Origin of the sequence: Streptomyces sp. PA03-6a (genome assembly GCF_033792765.1) — a bacterium.
Classification (GTDB): domain Bacteria; phylum Actinomycetota; class Actinomycetes; order Streptomycetales; family Streptomycetaceae; genus Actinacidiphila.
In genome coordinates this window covers 1-16,085 of the sequence record NZ_JARAVK010000208.1, presented here as the reverse complement: position 1 = coordinate 16,085, position 16,085 = coordinate 1, and the positions used below count along the sequence as shown (strand labels likewise).

The following is a 16,085-nucleotide window of genomic DNA, read 5'->3' as shown; positions in this document are numbered from 1 at the left end:
TTTATTTTTTGTGTTCAGCGTAACGCTGGAGTTGTTCGAGGCTTATTCGTGGGGCCGGTAGGATGTTATAAGAGGCAGATGCGGGTCCTTGCGTGGGGGGTGGGAGCTTTGGAGGTTCCTACGACTGAAACCGGCCAGTCTCGGACCGTTTCAGTATGAACATATGAGCGTCCCAAACGCTATCTCCGCGCGTAGACCCCTCGGGGCCACTGGGTACGCTGTGCGGTATGAGCAGCAGCAGCCACAGCAAGGGGACGACCGGGTTGCGTGAGGCACCGGCACCTCTGGAGGCGAACGACGTCGCGACCGTCACCGTCGGGACGGTCATCTGGTTCGCGCTCTTCCTCGTCCAGCTCCCCTTCTACGGCTGGTACGCCGACCACGGCCACGCCTGGTGGATCTGGACCTGCCTGGCCGGCGGCGGCCTCGGGCTCATCGGCCTGTGGTACGTGCGCGCCCGCCGGGACGCCATCCGGCGGTCCCGCGCCGCGGAGGACGCCGCGCAGGACTGAGCCGGGGCCCGCGGGGCGGCTACGCCCCCGGTCGTACGGCGCCCCGGAGATGTCCCCGAGAGCGACGGCCCGCCGCGCCGTCGGCGCCGTCCCCCACGTACCGTCGAAGCCATGACGGAACGCACGCAGCGGGAGGCGGCCGGGGTACGGCCGGCGACGCCCGGCGGACTGACCGCCGCCCAGGTGGCGGAGCGGATCGCGCGGGGCGAGGTCAACGACGTCCCGGTGCGTTCCTCGCGTTCCTTGGCCGAGATCGTCAGCGCGAACGTCTTCACCCGCTTCAACGCGATCATCGGCGTGCTGTTCCTGATCATCCTGGTGGTCGGCCCGATCCAGGACGGTCTCTTCGGCTTCGTCATCATCGCGAACACCGGCATCGGCATCTTCCAGGAGTGGCGCGCCAAGAAGACCCTGGACGGACTCGCCGTGATCGGCGAGGCGAAACCCACCGTGCGCCGCGACGGGGTCGCCACCCGGGTCTCCACCTCGGGGATCGTCCTCGGCGACCTCGTCGAACTCGGGCCGGGGGACAAGGTGGTGGTCGACGGCGAGGTGGCCGAGGCCGACAGCCTGGAGGTCGACGAGTCGCTGCTCACCGGCGAGGCCGACCCCGTCGTCAAGCGCCCCGGCGACCCCGTGATGTCCGGCAGCTTCGTCGTCGCGGGCGGCGGGTCCTTCACCGCGACCAAGGTCGGCCGGGAGGCCTACGCGGCGCAACTCGCCGAGGAGGCGAGCCGCTTCACCCTCGTCCACTCCGAACTGCGCAGCGGCATCAGCCAGATCCTCAAGTACGTCACGTGGATGATGGTCCCCACCGCGATCGGCCTGATCGTCAGCCAGCTCGTCCTGGAGGGCGACGACTGGCGCGAAGCGGTCCGCCGCATGGTGGGCGGCATCGTCCCGATGGTGCCCGAGGGGCTGGTCCTGCTCACCTCGGTGGCCTTCGCGATCGGCGTGATCCGGCTGGGCCGAAAACAGTGCCTCGTCCAGGAACTGCCCGCGATCGAGGGGCTGGCCCGGGTGGACGTGGTGTGCCTGGACAAGACCGGCACCCTCACCGAGGGCGGGATGGACGTCGCGGAGCTGCGGATGCTGGACGGTGTCCCCGAGGCGTACATCCGGCAGGTGCTCGGCGCGGTCAGCTCCGCCGACCCGCGCCCCAACCCCACCCTGGCCGCCGTCGCCGCGGCCTTCCCCGCCCCGGACGGCGGCTGGCACGTCACCGACGCGCTGCCCTTCTCCTCCGCCCGCAAGTACAGCGGCGCGGCCTTCACCGAGCCCGGCGGTGAGCGCAGTGCCTGGCTGCTCGGCGCCCCCGACGTACTGCTCCCCGCGGGCGACCGGGCGCTCGGCGCGATCGACGGCCTCAACGCCCAGGGCCTGCGGGTGCTGCTGCTCGCCCGGACGGGGAAGGAGCTGGGCGACCCGGCGGTGGGCGCCTCGGCCACCCCGGCGGCACTGGTCGTCCTGGAGCAGCGGCTGCGCCCCGACGCCGCCGACACCCTGCGCTACTTCGCCGAGCAGGACGTGCACGCCAAGGTCATCTCCGGCGACAACGCGGTCTCCGTCGGCGCCGTCGCCGGGAAGCTGGGGCTGGCGGGGGCCGAGCGGACGGTCGACGCCCGCAGGCTGCCGGCCGAGCGCACGCAGATGGCGGCCGAGCTCGACCGGGGCACGGTCTTCGGCCGGGTCACCCCGCAGCAGAAGCGGGAGATGGTGGGCGCGCTGCAGTCCGGCGGCCACAACGTGGCGATGACGGGGGACGGCGTCAACGACGTCCTCGCCCTCAAGGACGCCGACATCGGCGTCGCCATGGGCTCAGGATCCGAGGCGACCCGGGCGGTCGCGCAGATCGTGCTGCTCGACAACAGCTTCTCCGCGCTCCCGTCGGTCGTGGCCGAGGGCCGCCGGGTCATCGGCAACATCACCCGCGTCGCGACGCTCTTCCTCACCAAGACCGTCTACTCGGTGCTGCTCGCCCTGCTGGTGATCATCTGGCACGCGCCCTACCCGTTCCTGCCCCGGCACCTGACGCTGCTGTCCACCCTGACCATCGGCGTCCCCGCCTTCTTCCTCGCCCTGGCTCCCAACAAGGAGCGGGCCAAGCCGCTCTTCGTGCGCCGGGTCATGCGCTACTCCCTGCCCGCCGGGGTGATCGCGGGCGTCGCCACCTTCGTGACGTACATGCTCGCCCGCCACCACTACCGCGGCGCCGGCGCGCTGGAGGCGGAGACCAGCGCCGCGACGCTGACCCTCTTCCTGGTCGCGATGTGGGTGCTGGCGCTCGTCGCGCGTCCCTACACCTGGTGGCGGATCGCCCTGGTCCTCACCATGGGCGCGGGATTCCTGGTCGTCCTGGTCACCCCGTGGCTGCAGGAGTTCTTCGCCCTCCGGCTGGTCGGCACGCAGGGCCCCTGGACGGCCGTCGTCGTGGCGGTGGCGGCCGCGGCGCTGCTGGAACTGGTCTGGCGCCGCGTCCGCCGCCTGGACGACGACGCCCCGCCGGAACAACAGCGGGCGCCGGGCCCCCGCTGAGGGGACCCGGCGCCCGGGGTGCGGCGGGTGCGGCGGGTGCTACCGGACGTCGACGTAGTCGGCCGTGGCCGCGGTCCCGCCGGTGGTGGCGTTGGTGCCGAAGGCGTAGCGCCAGTAGCCGTCCACCGAAGCCTTGACGGTGGTCTTCAGGGCGCCGGTGCTGCCGGACTTGACGGTCTTGACCGTGGTGTAGGTGGTCGAGCCCTTCTTGCGGAACTGCAGCTGCACGGACTGGCTCGCGTAGCCGCCGTACTTGAGCGTGTCCCAGTTGGCCCGGGTCAGGGTGCCGGTGACGGTGATCGTCTTGCCCTTCTTCACCGGCTCGGGTGTGGCGTTCACGGTCAGGTGCGAACCGCGCAGCACCTTGATCGTGGTCCCCTTGTCGAGTTCCCGGATGTCGCCGTCCTTGCCGTCCAGTTCGGCGAGGACGTTCCAGGTGCCGGCCTGGGAGCTGGGCAGTTCGTCGAGCTTGGGGCTGACGGTGGCGGTGACGGTGCACGCGGTGGCGGAGCAGGTCTCCGTCTCGCCGAAGCCGGTGACGCCGCTCGGCGCGTCCAGGCTGGTGCCGCGCCACAGGAAGGCGCCGCCGTAGGCGAGGCCGCTGCTGTCGCTGCCGCTGATGGTGTACGAGATCTTCTTGTCGCTCGTGCCGACGACGATCGGCTTGCCGCCGTTGACGACGACCTTGGTGATGGCCGTGTCGCCTTGGGCCTCGTCCGCGTTGGCGGACGGTACGGCGAGGGCCGAGAGAGCCGCGGCCGTGCCCAGCACGATCGCGGCAGTACGTATGCGCATGTGTCCCCACTGAGTGGAACGAGGGGAAGAATCCCCAGGTGAATGCCGAATGGCGGTGGAAGCCTACAGATCACCGGGGAATGGGCGGTTCAAGGACCGGTCAAGCGTGGGTGTGCGCAAGCACGGGGCGCCGGGCCCCCGCTGAGGGGGCCCGGCGCCCGGTGGGTGGTGCGGGTGGGGTTACTTCACGTCGACGAAGTCGGCCGTGGAGCCCGACGCGCCGCTGAGCGAGGTGGTGACGAAGGTGTAGCGCCAGTAGCCGTCCACGGACGCCTTGACGGTGGTCTTCAGGGCACCGGTGCTGCTGGACTTGACGGTCTTGACCGTCTTGTACGCGGTGGTGCCCTTCTTGCGGAACTGCAGCTGCACGGACTGGCCCGTGTAGCCGGCGTACTTGTGGGTCTCCCAGTTGGCCCGGGTGAGCTTGCCGGTGACGGTGATGGTCTTGCCCTTCTTCACCGGCTCCGGCGTGGCGTTGACCGTCAGCTCGGTGTTGCGCTTGATCTTCGCGGTGCCGGCGATCTCCTTCTCTACGTAGTCGCCGTCCTTGCCGCCGACCACGGCGTACACCTTCCAGGAGCCGGCGAGCGCGTTCTTGTAGAGGTCCGCCTTGGGGTCGATGGTGATGCTGACCTTGCAGGTGGAGGTGGTGGCGTTGACCACGGTGCAGGCGGCGTAGTCCGTGGGCGGGAAGAGGCCGCCGTCGATGCCGTCGTCGGTGAACGACGACCCGTGCCAGAGGAACGCCACGCCGCCGTCGATGCCGGCCGGGTCGGTGGCGGTCACCGCGACGGAGACCGTCTTCTTGCTGCTCGTCCCGAGGACGATGTCCTTGCCGCCGTTGACGACGACCTTGGTGATCTTGGTGTCACCCACGGACTCGTCCGCCCCCGCCTTGGCGGCGAAGGTCGACAGGGCAGTGGCGGCCGGCTTGTCGGAGGCCTGAGCGGCCGGGACTGCCAGCGAAGCGAGGGCCAGGGCGCCGGAAACGGCGGCCACAGTGGCGCGAATACGCATGCTTGAGAATCCCCCAGATGAAGAGGACGCCCGTCGAACTCCCCCGGACGAGGCGTCTCGAATGGTGAGAGGAAGAGAGTACGCGCGAACAGTCATCCAGCGGAAATGCTTTCGACATATCTCCCTGTGTGACGACGGCCACTCGGTCCGTCGCCACACAGCCACCCCGCCGCTCAGTCGAACCAGCGGTCGCGGGCCAGCTCCTCCGTGCGGGTCGGGTCCTCCAGCAGGGCGGCCACCTCGAAGCGGCGCTGCCAGGCGCCGGCCGCCCACGACAGGCCGGCGGCGACGCCCTCCAGCGTGGCGGCGTGCAGGGTGCCGTCGATCCACCGCCAGTCGAGCTCGACGGTGCTGCCGTCGGCCGCCCTGACCAGCAGTTCCTCGTGCTCGACGTACGACAGGGGAGCGCCCGGGAGCAGCTCGCGGACCGCGTCCGCGACGTCGTGCGGCTCGCCCTCGGAGACGACCGGGGCGTCGAGGGCCTCGCTGAGCCGGCGCACCTGGAACAGCTCGGCCAGCGCCGCGGCGCGGACCGGCGGCACCGGGAGCAGGGGCAGTCCTGCGGTGAGCGGGAGCAGGTCGGGCGCGTCCGCGACGAGGGCGTCCCCGGCGTCGACCACGCGCGGCTCGTGGCCGTCGACGACGGCCCGCAGCTCCTCGGGGAGGGTGACCTGCTCGGGTTCGAGGGTGCCCAGTTCGGAGTGGAGGCGGTGCAGTTGGGCCGGGGTGACCGTGGAGCCCGGGTCGGCGAGCCGGGCGAGCAGCTCGGCGGCGCCGCCCGGCTCGTCCAGCAGGGCCGTGACGGACGTACGCACGCCCAGGGCGCGCAGCACCTGGTCGTCCACGGCGCCGGCCTCGGCGTCCTCGTACAGCCCGTCGAGCAGCGGGTCGCCGCCGATCGCGCGCAGGCCGACCGGGCGGCGGCCGTCGAGGACCGGGTGGTCGCGCAGCCACCAGGCGGTGTAGGGCCGCACGGACTCCGTGGTGCCGTCCGGCAGCAGGACCCGCACCGGCTGGGTGACCGCGTCGCGCAGCGGCGGCACGGAGAGCATGGCCAGCGCCTGCGGCCAGGCGTCGTCGGCGACGAGGTCGAGGTCGCGCACGGCGACGATCTCGGTGGCGACCGGCGGCACGTCGGTGTCCGGCAGCTGGTCGAGGACGTCCTCGCACCACACGTCGACCGCGTCGAGCAGCCCGGCGTCGTCCGGCTCGGCCCAGTCGCTCTCGCGCGGCTCCAGCTCGTCCGGGTCGAGCACCACGTCGGTGGCCCGGACCAGGGCGAAGGTGGCGAGCACGCCGACCGCGGTCAGCGGCTGCTCGCCCCAGCGGGCGGCCAGGTCCTCGTCGACGGAGCCGAGCTCCCCCTCCCGGATGACCTGCTCGAAGGCACTGCCCGGCAGCACCAGTTCACCGGCGGGGGCGAGCTCGCCCTCGTCGTCGGTGAGGGCGAGGGCGGCCAGCCACGGCTCGTCGCCGGGGGCGAGGTTCGCGGCCCGGACCAGGCCCAGGACGACCTCGGCCAGTTCCTCCGCGTCCAGCGCGGGCGCGTCCTCGTCCCAGGCCTCGTCGGCGTCCAGGGACGCGGCCACCGCCGCGCGCACCTGCGGGGTGGTGAGGACGGCGCGCGGGGTCGCCGGGGTGGCCCCGAGCTTCTCCAGCAGCGGGTGCGCGGCCGCCGGGTCGGCGACCTTCAGGCCCAGCCGGGCCAGCTCCGAGGCGGCGGGCAGCCCGGTGCTGACCGGGGCGGCCCCCTCGGCGTAGACGCTGTCCATCTCGGGGAGCGGCAGCAGCACCTGGCGCGGTCCGACGACGGTACGCCGGTCGGCCAGCGGCACGGGCAGCCCGCTCAGCCGGTCCGGGTCGGTGCCGGCCAGCGAGTCGTACAGGCGGTGCCACCACTCCGCGGGGCGCTCCACCCCGGCGAGCCGGTCGATCGCGTCGCCCAGCGGCAGCCGGGCCACCCCGAGGACGCGCAGTTCGGGGCGGCGCTCCAGCCCGGGGGGCAGCAGCGTCGGGAAGACCTCCGCCAGCACGCGCACGGTCTCCGCGCCGGTGCCCTCGACGACCTCGGCCTCCACCGGGCGCAGTGCGGGCGGCAGTTCGTCCTCGCCGCCCGCGTCCGTGACGTCGGCGGCGCGCGGTAGGAAGGCGGTGCGCGGCAGCCGCTCCTGCACGTGGCGGCGCAGTTGCGCGTCCAGCTCGCCCTTGCCGAGCGGGCCGGGCACCAGGTCCACGATGCCCGCGCCCACCGGTCGCCAGTCCGCCAGCAGCCGTACGTAGAGCTCGGCCGCCCGCGCGACCAGGAAGTCGGTGAGGGCGCCGGGCGCGGCGTGGCGCCGGCTCGGGTCCAGCGGCAGCGAGGCGATGAGCAGCGCGGGCAGTCCCAGCGGCTCGTCCGTCGGCGTCGGGGCGTGCACGAAGGGCGCCGTCCGCGGCCGCTCCGGCGCGCCGTCCTGGCCCACCGGGACGGCCCAGGTCACCGACCACACCGGGCGCAGCCGCTCCTCGACCGGGCGGTCGCTCAGCAGCCCCGCCTCCAGCGGGCCCGCGTCGCTCACGGTGCGCCAGCGGGTGGTGCCGCCGGCGCTGTCCACGACGACGGTCAGCCCGTCCTCCTGACGCCGGCTCAGGGTCCGTACGCCCTCGGGCGTCTCCACGACCACCTCGGTCAGGCCGGGCAGGGACAGCAGCAGCGCGTCGTCGATCGCGGCGAGCAGGCTCGCCGCGAGGTCCGCTGCGGCGCCGTCGCGCAGCGGCAGCACGACGCACGTGTCGTAGCCGTCCGGGGCGGTGCCCTCGGCGGGCAGCGGCAGCCGCAGCAGCGGTACGTGGCCGTCCCGGCGGCGCAGTTCGTCGGTGAGCCCCGGGGAGTGCCCACCGGTCTCCCGCGCGAGGTCGCGGGCCTCGGCCAGCGACCAGCGGACGCCGCCGCTGCGGCTGAGGATCGCGGGCTCGTCGCTGACCGCGAGCACGGCGGAGAACCCGACGCCGAAGCGGCCGACGGCCAGGGCGCCCTCCTCGCGCTTGGAGCTGGCGCGCAGCGTCGACAGGGACTCCACGCCCGCGGCGTCCAGGTGGGCCCCGGTGTTCGCGGCGGCGAGCACCCCCTCGCGCAGGGTCAGCCGCAGGCGGCCGGTCACCCCCGCACGGGTCGCCGCGTCGGCGGCGTTCTGGGCCAGCTCGACGACGAGACGGTCGCGGTAGCCGCCGAGCGCGAGGTCCTCCTCCGCGTTGGCGTCCTCCCGGAACCGGGCGGGCGACGCGGCCCACGCGTCCAGCACGGCCCGCCGCAGCCGTGCGGTCCCGAACGGATCTGCGCCCCGGTCCATCGCGGTCCCGCTCACGTCGTCTTCTCCCTCACGCGGTGTCGCATGCCCTGCCCTGTGCGAGTGACGCTACCGCGTGGGCTGTCGCCCGGTCGTCCCGCACGCGCCCGCACCCGGGGACGCCGCCCCGCGCGGGCCGGGCCGGCCCAGGCTCTGCTCGGCCCCGGTGGACCGGGCGTAGGCGTAGGGGCACCCCACCCGGCCCCGATGCGCGCCATCCGCGGACGGCAGCCAGTGCCCGGGCGGCAGCCCGCGCAATCCGGAGCCGGCCGTGGCCGAGTCACCCAACCTGGACGACCGGCGCCCAGCGGCCCCGGTGGGCCCCGGACCAGGCCGGTCGACTGGGCGGAGCCCACGTGGACCCCGAGGCGCCCCCAGCGCCACCCGGTCCCGGCAGCGGGCCGCCGACGGAGCGAGCACCGTGACCGAGTTCCCCGGCCGGGATGGCGCCCTCACCGACGCACAGCGGCTCCAGCCCCGACCCGGGCGGGGCGGCCCCACCCGGCCCCGAGGCCCGTCGTCCGCGGACGGCAGCCGTCGGCTGTGGCCCAGTTCCTCAACCGGAGTGCCTGGCCGGCAGCCCGCGCAACCCGGGCACGGGCGTCAGCCGCCGGCGGAGCCTGCCGTCGACCGCGGCCGAGTACCCAGCCGGGACGACCGGCGCACAACCGCCCCGCCCCGGACCAGGCCGGGCGTGGGCGGAGCCCACACGGCCGCCGAGGCGCGCGCGTCCGCGCCCCCGCCCGGGCCGCGGCGGAGCCGTCAGCTGTGGCCGAGTTCCTCGGCCGGGGTCGTGTCCTCGACGGAGCCCTGGCGGTCGGGGTGGAGGGGGAGCGGCTCGATCGCGGTCTCGTCGAGGACGGGCGGCGCGGGCCGGGGGGTCTTCGGCATGACCGCGGCCTCGGAGTGCGCGCCGCACCCGTAGGCGAGGGAGACGACGCGCCCGTCGGCCGGGGAGAACTCGTTCGCGCAGACGCCGAAGGCCTGCCGCAGGGAGCCCGCGATCGGGACGAGGAAGCCGCAGGAGACGCACTGGGCGGGGGCGGCCTGGGCCATCGGGGCCTTGGGGCCGTACTCGTCCTCCCAGCGGTCCGCGGCGACGTGCAGCCCGTACCGGGACAGCACGCGCGGCCGGGCCATGCCGATCTCCTCCGCGACCGCGGCGATCGTGCCGACCGTGGGCGCCATCGGCAGGGTCGCCGGGGGGCCGCCGGAGACGTCCGCGTCCTCGGCCTCGACGAGCTCGGCCATCTCCTCGGAGACCGGCGAGTTCGGCGGCGGGGCGTCCTCCCCGGAGAAGCCGGTCTCCAGGCGCAGGTCCTCCGCCTCGGTGGGCAGCAGGTCGCCGGGGCCGAGGTCGCCGGGGCGCAGGCGCTCGCTCCACGGCACCCATTCGGGCGCGAGGACGGCCTCGGGCCCGGGCACGAGGACCGTCTCGTCCAAGGTGATGGCCTTGGCGCGGGAGGCGCGGGTGAGCGTGACCGCCCAGCGCCAGCCGCGGTAGGAGGCCTCACGGCAGTCGAACAGGTGCGTGACGACGCGGTCGCCCTCGGCGACCGCCCCGAGGTGCTCGCCGACCGCTTTCTCGCCGAAGGCCTCGACGGCGGCTTCGAGGGCGAGGTCGACCGCCTCGGCGCACAGGCGGTCAGGGGTACGGCTTCGCATCGCAGCACTCACAAGAATCGATTCTCTCCTACGCCGTCTTACGCGTGCGCCGCCGAGGGTCGGGCGGGGCGGTGGCGGAGCGGACCGGAGGACCGCTTCAAACGCTGCCTGCCCGTACGTCCACGGGCGCACCTGATGACTCCATTCTGCGCGATCGCACGCTATCGGTGCGCGCCCCGTTCGGAAAGCCGCCCGGTAGGGCAGACTGGCGAGCGTGGCACGCACAGTGACGTCCGGCCCGGGACCGGTTCGCAGGGCGGGGAACGCCGTCGCGCGCGCCACGCAGCGTACGTCGTCCGCCGTGGTGCGGCGCGTCCGGCGTCACACGCACTCGGGCGGGGCGGGCGAGTCGGGTCTGGCGAAGCTGATCGAGCTGCACGCGGTGAACTCGGCCGGCGACATGCTGATCACCGTCGCGCTCGCCAGCACGATCTTCTTCTCCGTGCCGACCGGTGAGGCGCGCGGCCGCGTGGCGCTCTACCTGCTGGTCACGATGGCCCCGTTCGCGCTGCTGGCCCCGGTGATCGGGCCGCTGCTGGACCGCATCCCGCACGGCCGGCGCGCCGCGATGGCGATGTCGATGCTGGCCCGGGCGATCCTGGCCTGGACGATGGCCGGGGTGGTGGCGACCGCCGGACTGGAGCTGTATCCGGCCGCCTTGGGCGTGCTCGTGGCGTCGAAGGCGTACGGCGTGGTGCGCAGCGCGGTGATGCCACGGCTGCTGCCGGCCCGTACGACGCTGGTGAAGGCGAACTCCCGGGTGAGCCTGACGGGCCTGCTGGCCACCGCCGTCGCGGCGCCGATCGGCGGGCTGCTCCACCTGATCGGGCCGGGCGTGCCGCTGTACGGGGCGTTCGTCGTCTTCGTCGTCGGGACGCTGCTCTCCTTCTCCCTCCCGCACAAGGTGGACTCCGCCAAGGGCGAGGCGCGCGCCGAGCTGACCTCGGGTGAGGAGGTCGAGCACCACCGCCTGGGCCGGCAGTGGCGGGAGAAGCGGCCGGGGCTGCGGAGCGTCGGCGGTCCGGTGCTGCACGCCCTGCAGGCCAACGCCGCGCTGCGGGCGCTGTCGGGGTTCCTGACCCTCTTCCTGGCGTTCCTGCTGCGCGAGCATCCGCTGGGCGGCCTGTCGGGGCCGGTGTCGCTGGGCCTGGTCGCCGTGGCGGCGGGCACCGGCAACGCCTTCGGCACCGCGCTGGGCTCCTGGCTGCGCGACCGCGGACCGGAGCGGATCATCATCAGCGCGCTGGCCGCCGCCCTGGCGGCGACGTGCGTGGCGGCGGCCTGGTACGGCGTGCTGACCATCGCCGTCGTCGCGGCCGCGGCGGGCATCGCGCAGGCGCTGGGCAAGCTCTCGCTGGACGCCCTGATCCAGCGCGACGTGCCCGAGGAGGTGCGCACCTCGGCGTTCGCCCGCTCGGAGACCGCCCTCCAGCTGGCGTGGGTGATCGGCGGCGCCATCGGCATCGTCCTGCCGCTCAACGGCACGCTGGGGATGGCGGTGGGGGCGGCCCTGGTGGCGCTCGGCGTCACCTTCTCGGTCCGCGGCCTGATGACGGGTGCCCGGGGACGGGCGACACGTCCGCGCACCGTCTGAGCGGGGGCGGCCCGGGGACACGAGCGGGCCCCCCGCGTAGCGGGAGCGCGACCGCCCGGTAGCCTCACCTTCATGAGCAATCGCCGCCGTGCCGCCGCCCTCGGTGCCGTGTCCCTCGGGCTGATCGCCCTCTCCGCCTGCGAGAAGCCGACCCCCCTGGCGACCGTCACCGTCGGCGACAGGACCGTGACCACCGAGGCCACCAGCAAGTGCTACCTCGACGGGAAGAAGCTTTCCGAGCAGGTCTTCCTGACCTGCCTGCAGGGCAAGCCCGAGAAGACCATCACGGTCCGGCCCGGTGACAAGGTGCGGATCGGCGTCGACCCCGCGATCGCCGAGAAGGGCTGGGTCGTGGCCGCCGGCACCTCCGGCAAGTCGGGGCTGCTGAAGGACACCACCTACCGCTCTTTCGACGCCGAGACCCTGCTCTCCGACGCGCAGACCGGTGCCGCGGCCAGCGAGGTGACCCTCAACATCATCGAGACCGCCGGCGCCCAGGACTACCTCGGCGTCTGGCAGTTCAAGCTGAAGTCGGCGGGCTGAAACCGTCCGCTGACTCCGCCGAGGTCATGATGCCCCGCCTCCTCGTCGTCACCGCCGTCCCGGCGGAACGCGACGCGGTCGTCCGCGGACTCGGCGGCACGGCCACCGAGCAGCCCGTACCGGGTGGCCGCGTGCTGCTGCGCACCGCCCTCGCGGACGTGCTGGCCGCGGGCGTCGGCCCGGCCGCCGCGGCGGCGGGCACGGCGGCGGCGCTCACCGCGGCGCGGTACGGGCTCGTTGTCTCGGCCGGGATCGCCGGCGGCTTCCAGCCCCACGCACCGGTCGGCTCGGTGGTCGTCGCGAACGCCATCGTCGCCGCCGACCTGGGCGCGGAGGGCCCGGAGGGCTTCCTCCCGGTCGCCGAGCTGGGCTTCGGCACCTCCGAGCACCGCCCGCCGGGACCGCTGTCCCGCCGGGTCGCCGACGTGCTCGGCGCGGCGTACGGGCCGGTCCTGACGGTGTCGACGGTGACCGGGACGGCCGGCCGGGCCGCGGAGCTGACGCGCCGTCACCCCGGGGCGCCGGCCGAGGCCATGGAGGGCTTCGGCGTCGCGGAGGCGGCCGCGGCGCACGGGCTGCCCGTCCTGGAGATCCGTACGGTGTCCAATCCGGTGGGCCCGCGCGACCGCGCGGCCTGGCGGATCGGGGAGGCGCTCGACGCGCTCGCCGACGCCTTCGCCCGGCTCGGGAAGCAACCCGCCGTACTCGACGTTGGAGACCGGACATGAGCCAAGAGCGCGCACTGCGGATCGCCTACTCCCCGTGCCCCAACGACACCTTCGTCTTCCACGCCTGGGCGCACGGCCTGGTCCCGGACGCGCCTGCGATCGACGTGACCTTCGCGGACATCGACGTCACCAACGGGATGGCCGAGCGCGGCGAGTTCGACGTCCTGAAGGTCTCGTACGCGGTGCTCCCCTACGTGCTCGACGAGTACGCGCTGCTGCCCTGCGGCGGCGCGCTGGGCCGCGGCTGCGGCCCGCTCGTCCTGACCAGGGACGAGGGCACCGGCAAGGGCGCCGACCTGAGCGGGCGCACGGTGGCGGTGCCGAGCGAGCGCTCGACGGCGTACCTGCTCTTCCGGCTGTGGGCGGCCGCCGAAGTGCCGGGCGGCGTCGGGGAGATCGTCGTCCTGCCCTTCCACGAGATCATGCCGGCGGTGCGGGACGGCCGGGTGGACGCGGGGCTCGTCATCCACGAGGCGCGCTTCACCTACCAGGACTACGGGCTGCACAAGCTCGCGGACATGGGCGAGCACTGGGAGCTGACCACCACGCTGCCCATCCCGCTGGGCGCGATCATCGCCAAGCGCTCCCTGGGCGAGGAGCGTCTGCGCGAACTGGCGGCCGCGGCCCGCACCTCCGTCCACATGGCCTGGGACGAGCCCGAGGCCTCACGCGGCTACGTCATGGAGCACGCGCAGGAGATGGACCCGAAGGTGGCGGACCAGCACATCGGGCTGTACGTGAACGAGTTCACCTCGGCGCTCGGCGAGGAGGGCTACGCGGCGGTCCGCGGGCTGCTCACCCGGGCCGCGGCCGAGGGACTGGTGCCGCCCCTCGGTCCGCACGCGCTCGAGTCGTGAGCCCGCACCCGGGCGGGGGGTCAGACGTCCAACTGGTCGGCGACGACGCGCAGGACGGACGCGATCTTGTGGCCGTGGGCCTTGTCCGGGTAACGGCCGCGCTGCAGCGAGCGGGCGACGTCCTCCAGCAGCGTGGTGAGGTCCTGGACGATGGGCAGCAGTTCGTCGGGCTTGCGTCGCTGCGCGGCCGCCACGGACGGCGCCGGCTCCAACAGGGTCACCGACAGGGCCTGGTCACCGCGCTGTCCGGCGACCACGCCGAACTCGACTCGTTGCCCCGGCTTCAGCGTGGCCACGCCGTCCGGCAGGACGGAGGAGTGCACGAAGACGTCGCCGCCGTCGTCGCGGGAGAGGAAGCCGAAGCCCTTCTCGCTGTTGAACCACTTGACCTTGCCGGTAGGCACGTCCGACCTCGTCCTCGCTGTAGACAGAAAAAAGCTCTTGGATAGCAAGACAGCGGGCCCCTTGGCAGACCCGCTGCCCATAAGGCTAATGGCCCAGGGGCGTGTGACAAGACTCCGTGGTCTTCCTGCCCCGGCCACCGTCCGGCCGGTGCGCTGCGACTTCCCCGGGCGATCTACCCTGGTCCGGTGACCACCGAAACCCGGAAACCCGGCGATCTCCTCGTGCGCGTCGGCGCCGCCGTCTTCGTCGTCGGCGCGCTCGGCACTCTGGCCACCGTGGCCCCGCTCTTCCTGGGATCCGACCCGCTGCCGACCGCCGCCTACCTGGTGTCGATGCTCATGGGCGTCGGCTTCGCGCTGGCCCTGGCCGGGCTGCTGCGCTCCGCGCGGGCGCAGAGCCGTCAGGCGACGGCGTCGGGGTCCGGGGCGTAGGAGGCGAACCAGGCGGGGAACTCCGTCAGGTCGGCCAGCACGACGTCCGCCCCGGCGGCGCGCAGTTCGTCCGCCGTGACCGGGCCCGTCGCCACCGCCACGGACAGCGCGCCGGCCGTGCGGGCCCCGACGACGTCCCCCACGTGGTCCCCGACGTAGACCGCCGCCCCGTACTCGGTCAGCGCCTCGGCCTTCGCCTCGGCCCACAGCCAGCCGCGCACCTCGTCGACCTCCAGACCCAGGTGCGTGAGGTGCAGCTTGGCGTTCGGCTCGTGCTTCGCGGTGACCACGACGGCCCGCCCGCCCGCCGCGTGCACGGCGGCGACGGCCTCGCGCGCCCCGGGCATGGCCGGGGTCGGAGCGATGGCGAACCCGGGGTACAGCGCCCGGTAGCGGTCGGCGACCGCGGGGATGTCCTCCGCGGGGAACCAGTGCGCCAGCTCCCAGTCGAGCGGCGGCCCGAGGCGGGTGACGGCGAGCGCGGCGTCGACGAAGACGCCGGTCTCCTCGGCGAGGCACTCGTACGTGGCCTTGATGCCGGGGCGTGAGTCGATCAGGGTCATGTCGAGGTCGAACCCGACCGTTATCGGGGACGTCGGCTGGGAAGCGGGCATGGCAGCCACTCTAACGAGGCCGCCGGCCGGCCCTGCTCCCCCGCCAGAGCAGGAAGGCGGCCGAGGCGACGGCCGCGATCCGCACGACCGTGGGCAGCGCGTCGGCGATCGCGGAGTCCAGGCCGCCCTCGGGGATCGGCTCGCCCCACCGTCCGGCGAAGCGGCCCCAGATCCAGATCAGCGCGGCCGCGGCGGTCAGGCCCGGCAGGCCCAGCGCCGCGAACCGGGACGCGCGGCGGGACAGGCGGCGCGAGCCGTACGCCACGGCCCACCCGGCGAGGAGGGCGATCCAGGAGCCGAGGACGGCGCCGGTCAGCAGCAGGAGCGCGGCGACGGACTCCAGGAGACCGGCCCGCCACCGCCGCGGCCCGCGGCGCGTTGCCGGGGCGGCGTCCGGCTCCGCCTCGGGCTGGGCCTCGGCCTTGGCGGCCGGGGCGGCCTCCGGGTCCTCCTCGGGGGTCAGCGGGATGATCAGGCCGCCGGTCATGCCGGGCAGCCCGGCGAGTTCGTCACCGGGCAGGAACGTCCGCGAGGTCGAAGGCGATGGCGACGGCGACTGGGTGCGCTGGTCGGGCAGCCGCCACCACTGCGGTTCCGCCGGTGCGGGGTCCGCCGGGGTGCGGGGCGCGGGCACCGCGGCGGCGGCCTCCCCCTGCACCACCGCGTCCGGGGCGCCCAGCCGGCCCAGGATCCGCCGCACCACGGCGGGGTTGTCGCTGCCGTGCCGCTCCCGGTCGATGTCCTTGCGCAGGCGTGCCACGAGGTCCCGCCGCCGGTCCGCCGGGAGGGCGGTCTGTGCCAGGTCCCCCACCTTGCTGAGGTAGTCCAGTACCAGCCGGTCGCTCTCCTCCGCACCCATGCCCCGACGCTACCGCCCCCCGGGCCGCGCCCGGGCATGGTTGCGGGTCGGCCGCTCGCCGGAGGCGAAGCGGGCTGGCGCAACCCCACGACGGCGCCGCGCCTGTGCGGTACCGCGGGTTGCTCCGGCGTCTGCACCCCGGTGGGGTCTTTTTCTTAACACATTTCCGAGACCCACAACACCTCTCAAAACTCGGAAGCCGTC

14 protein-coding genes are annotated in these 16,085 nt (G+C 74.1%); 7 read left to right on the top strand and 7 right to left on the bottom strand.

Going from position 1 to position 16,085, the window contains the following annotated elements; genetic code table 11:
- The first annotated feature begins 227 nt into the window (after positions 1–227).
- Both PV350_RS35085 and PV350_RS35080 read left to right on the top strand, forming a co-directional pair.
- Positions 228–512, top strand: a complete 285-nt coding sequence (locus PV350_RS35085) for a DUF2530 domain-containing protein (protein ID WP_499512469.1) — start codon at positions 228–230, stop codon at positions 510–512.
- Positions 513–623: 111 nt separating this feature from the next.
- On the top strand, positions 624–3,047 hold the full coding sequence (locus tag PV350_RS35080; RefSeq protein WP_499512470.1) for an HAD-IC family P-type ATPase: 2,424 nt from the start codon (positions 624–626) through the stop codon (positions 3,045–3,047).
- A gap of 39 nt (positions 3,048–3,086) precedes the next feature.
- On the opposite strand, the gene PV350_RS35075 is transcribed toward PV350_RS35080, so the two are convergent.
- The 4 genes from PV350_RS35075 to PV350_RS35060 form a co-directional block, all read right to left on the bottom strand.
- Positions 3,087–3,842 carry a calcium-binding protein gene (locus tag PV350_RS35075; protein WP_499512471.1) on the bottom strand — a complete coding sequence of 252 codons (756 nt, stop codon included), beginning with the start codon at positions 3,840–3,842 and terminating at the stop codon, positions 3,087–3,089.
- A 180-nt stretch (positions 3,843–4,022) separates the two neighbouring features.
- Entirely contained in the window at positions 4,023–4,859 is an 837-nt protein-coding gene (locus PV350_RS35070; RefSeq protein ID WP_499512472.1) for a calcium-binding protein, read from the bottom strand.
- A 173-nt stretch (positions 4,860–5,032) separates the two neighbouring features.
- Complete coding sequence (locus tag PV350_RS35065; protein WP_499516869.1) at positions 5,033–8,188, bottom strand: sacsin N-terminal ATP-binding-like domain-containing protein; 3,156 nt, start codon at positions 8,186–8,188, stop codon at positions 5,033–5,035.
- A 759-nt stretch (positions 8,189–8,947) separates the two neighbouring features.
- The gene (locus PV350_RS35060) at positions 8,948–9,850 is read right to left on the bottom strand and encodes a DUF3027 domain-containing protein (RefSeq protein ID WP_499512473.1); all 903 of its coding nucleotides are present in this window, start codon (positions 9,848–9,850) and stop codon (positions 8,948–8,950) included.
- Positions 9,851–10,064: 214 nt separating this feature from the next.
- Here PV350_RS35060 and PV350_RS35055 point away from each other — a divergent pair, with 214 nt between their 5' ends.
- From PV350_RS35055 to PV350_RS35040, 4 genes are all read left to right on the top strand, one after another.
- Positions 10,065–11,444, top strand: a complete 1,380-nt coding sequence (locus PV350_RS35055; RefSeq protein WP_499512474.1) for an MFS transporter — start codon at positions 10,065–10,067, stop codon at positions 11,442–11,444.
- 72 nt (positions 11,445–11,516) lie between these two features.
- Positions 11,517–11,987, top strand: a complete 471-nt coding sequence (locus tag PV350_RS35050; RefSeq protein WP_500337573.1) for a hypothetical protein — start codon at positions 11,517–11,519, stop codon at positions 11,985–11,987.
- A gap of 26 nt (positions 11,988–12,013) precedes the next feature.
- Positions 12,014–12,715: a futalosine hydrolase gene (locus PV350_RS35045; protein ID WP_499512476.1), complete on the top strand. Its 702-nt coding sequence runs from the start codon at positions 12,014–12,016 to the stop codon at positions 12,713–12,715.
- Positions 12,712–13,572, top strand: a complete 861-nt coding sequence (locus PV350_RS35040; RefSeq protein WP_500337572.1) for a 1,4-dihydroxy-6-naphtoate synthase — start codon at positions 12,712–12,714, stop codon at positions 13,570–13,572. The genes PV350_RS35045 and PV350_RS35040 overlap by 4 nt, the downstream gene beginning before the upstream one ends.
- Positions 13,573–13,592: 20 nt before the next feature.
- Here the strand turns inward: PV350_RS35040 and PV350_RS35035 are convergent, their stop codons facing one another.
- A complete protein-coding gene (locus PV350_RS35035) occupies positions 13,593–13,976 on the bottom strand; it encodes a cold-shock protein (protein WP_319161765.1) in 384 nt (127 codons plus the stop codon).
- A gap of 186 nt (positions 13,977–14,162) precedes the next feature.
- Here PV350_RS35035 and PV350_RS35030 point away from each other — a divergent pair, with 186 nt between their 5' ends.
- The gene (locus PV350_RS35030; RefSeq protein WP_499512478.1) at positions 14,163–14,408 is read left to right on the top strand and encodes a hypothetical protein; all 246 of its coding nucleotides are present in this window, start codon (positions 14,163–14,165) and stop codon (positions 14,406–14,408) included.
- On the opposite strand, the gene PV350_RS35025 is transcribed toward PV350_RS35030, so the two are convergent.
- A complete protein-coding gene (locus PV350_RS35025) occupies positions 14,378–15,022 on the bottom strand; it encodes an HAD family hydrolase (protein WP_500337571.1) in 645 nt (214 codons plus the stop codon). The two genes, PV350_RS35030 and PV350_RS35025, sit on opposite strands and share 31 nt — an antisense overlap.
- A 10-nt stretch (positions 15,023–15,032) precedes the next feature.
- A complete protein-coding gene (locus PV350_RS35020) occupies positions 15,033–15,881 on the bottom strand; it encodes an HAAS signaling domain-containing protein (RefSeq protein WP_500337570.1) in 849 nt (282 codons plus the stop codon).
- Positions 15,882–16,085 lie beyond the last annotated feature (204 nt).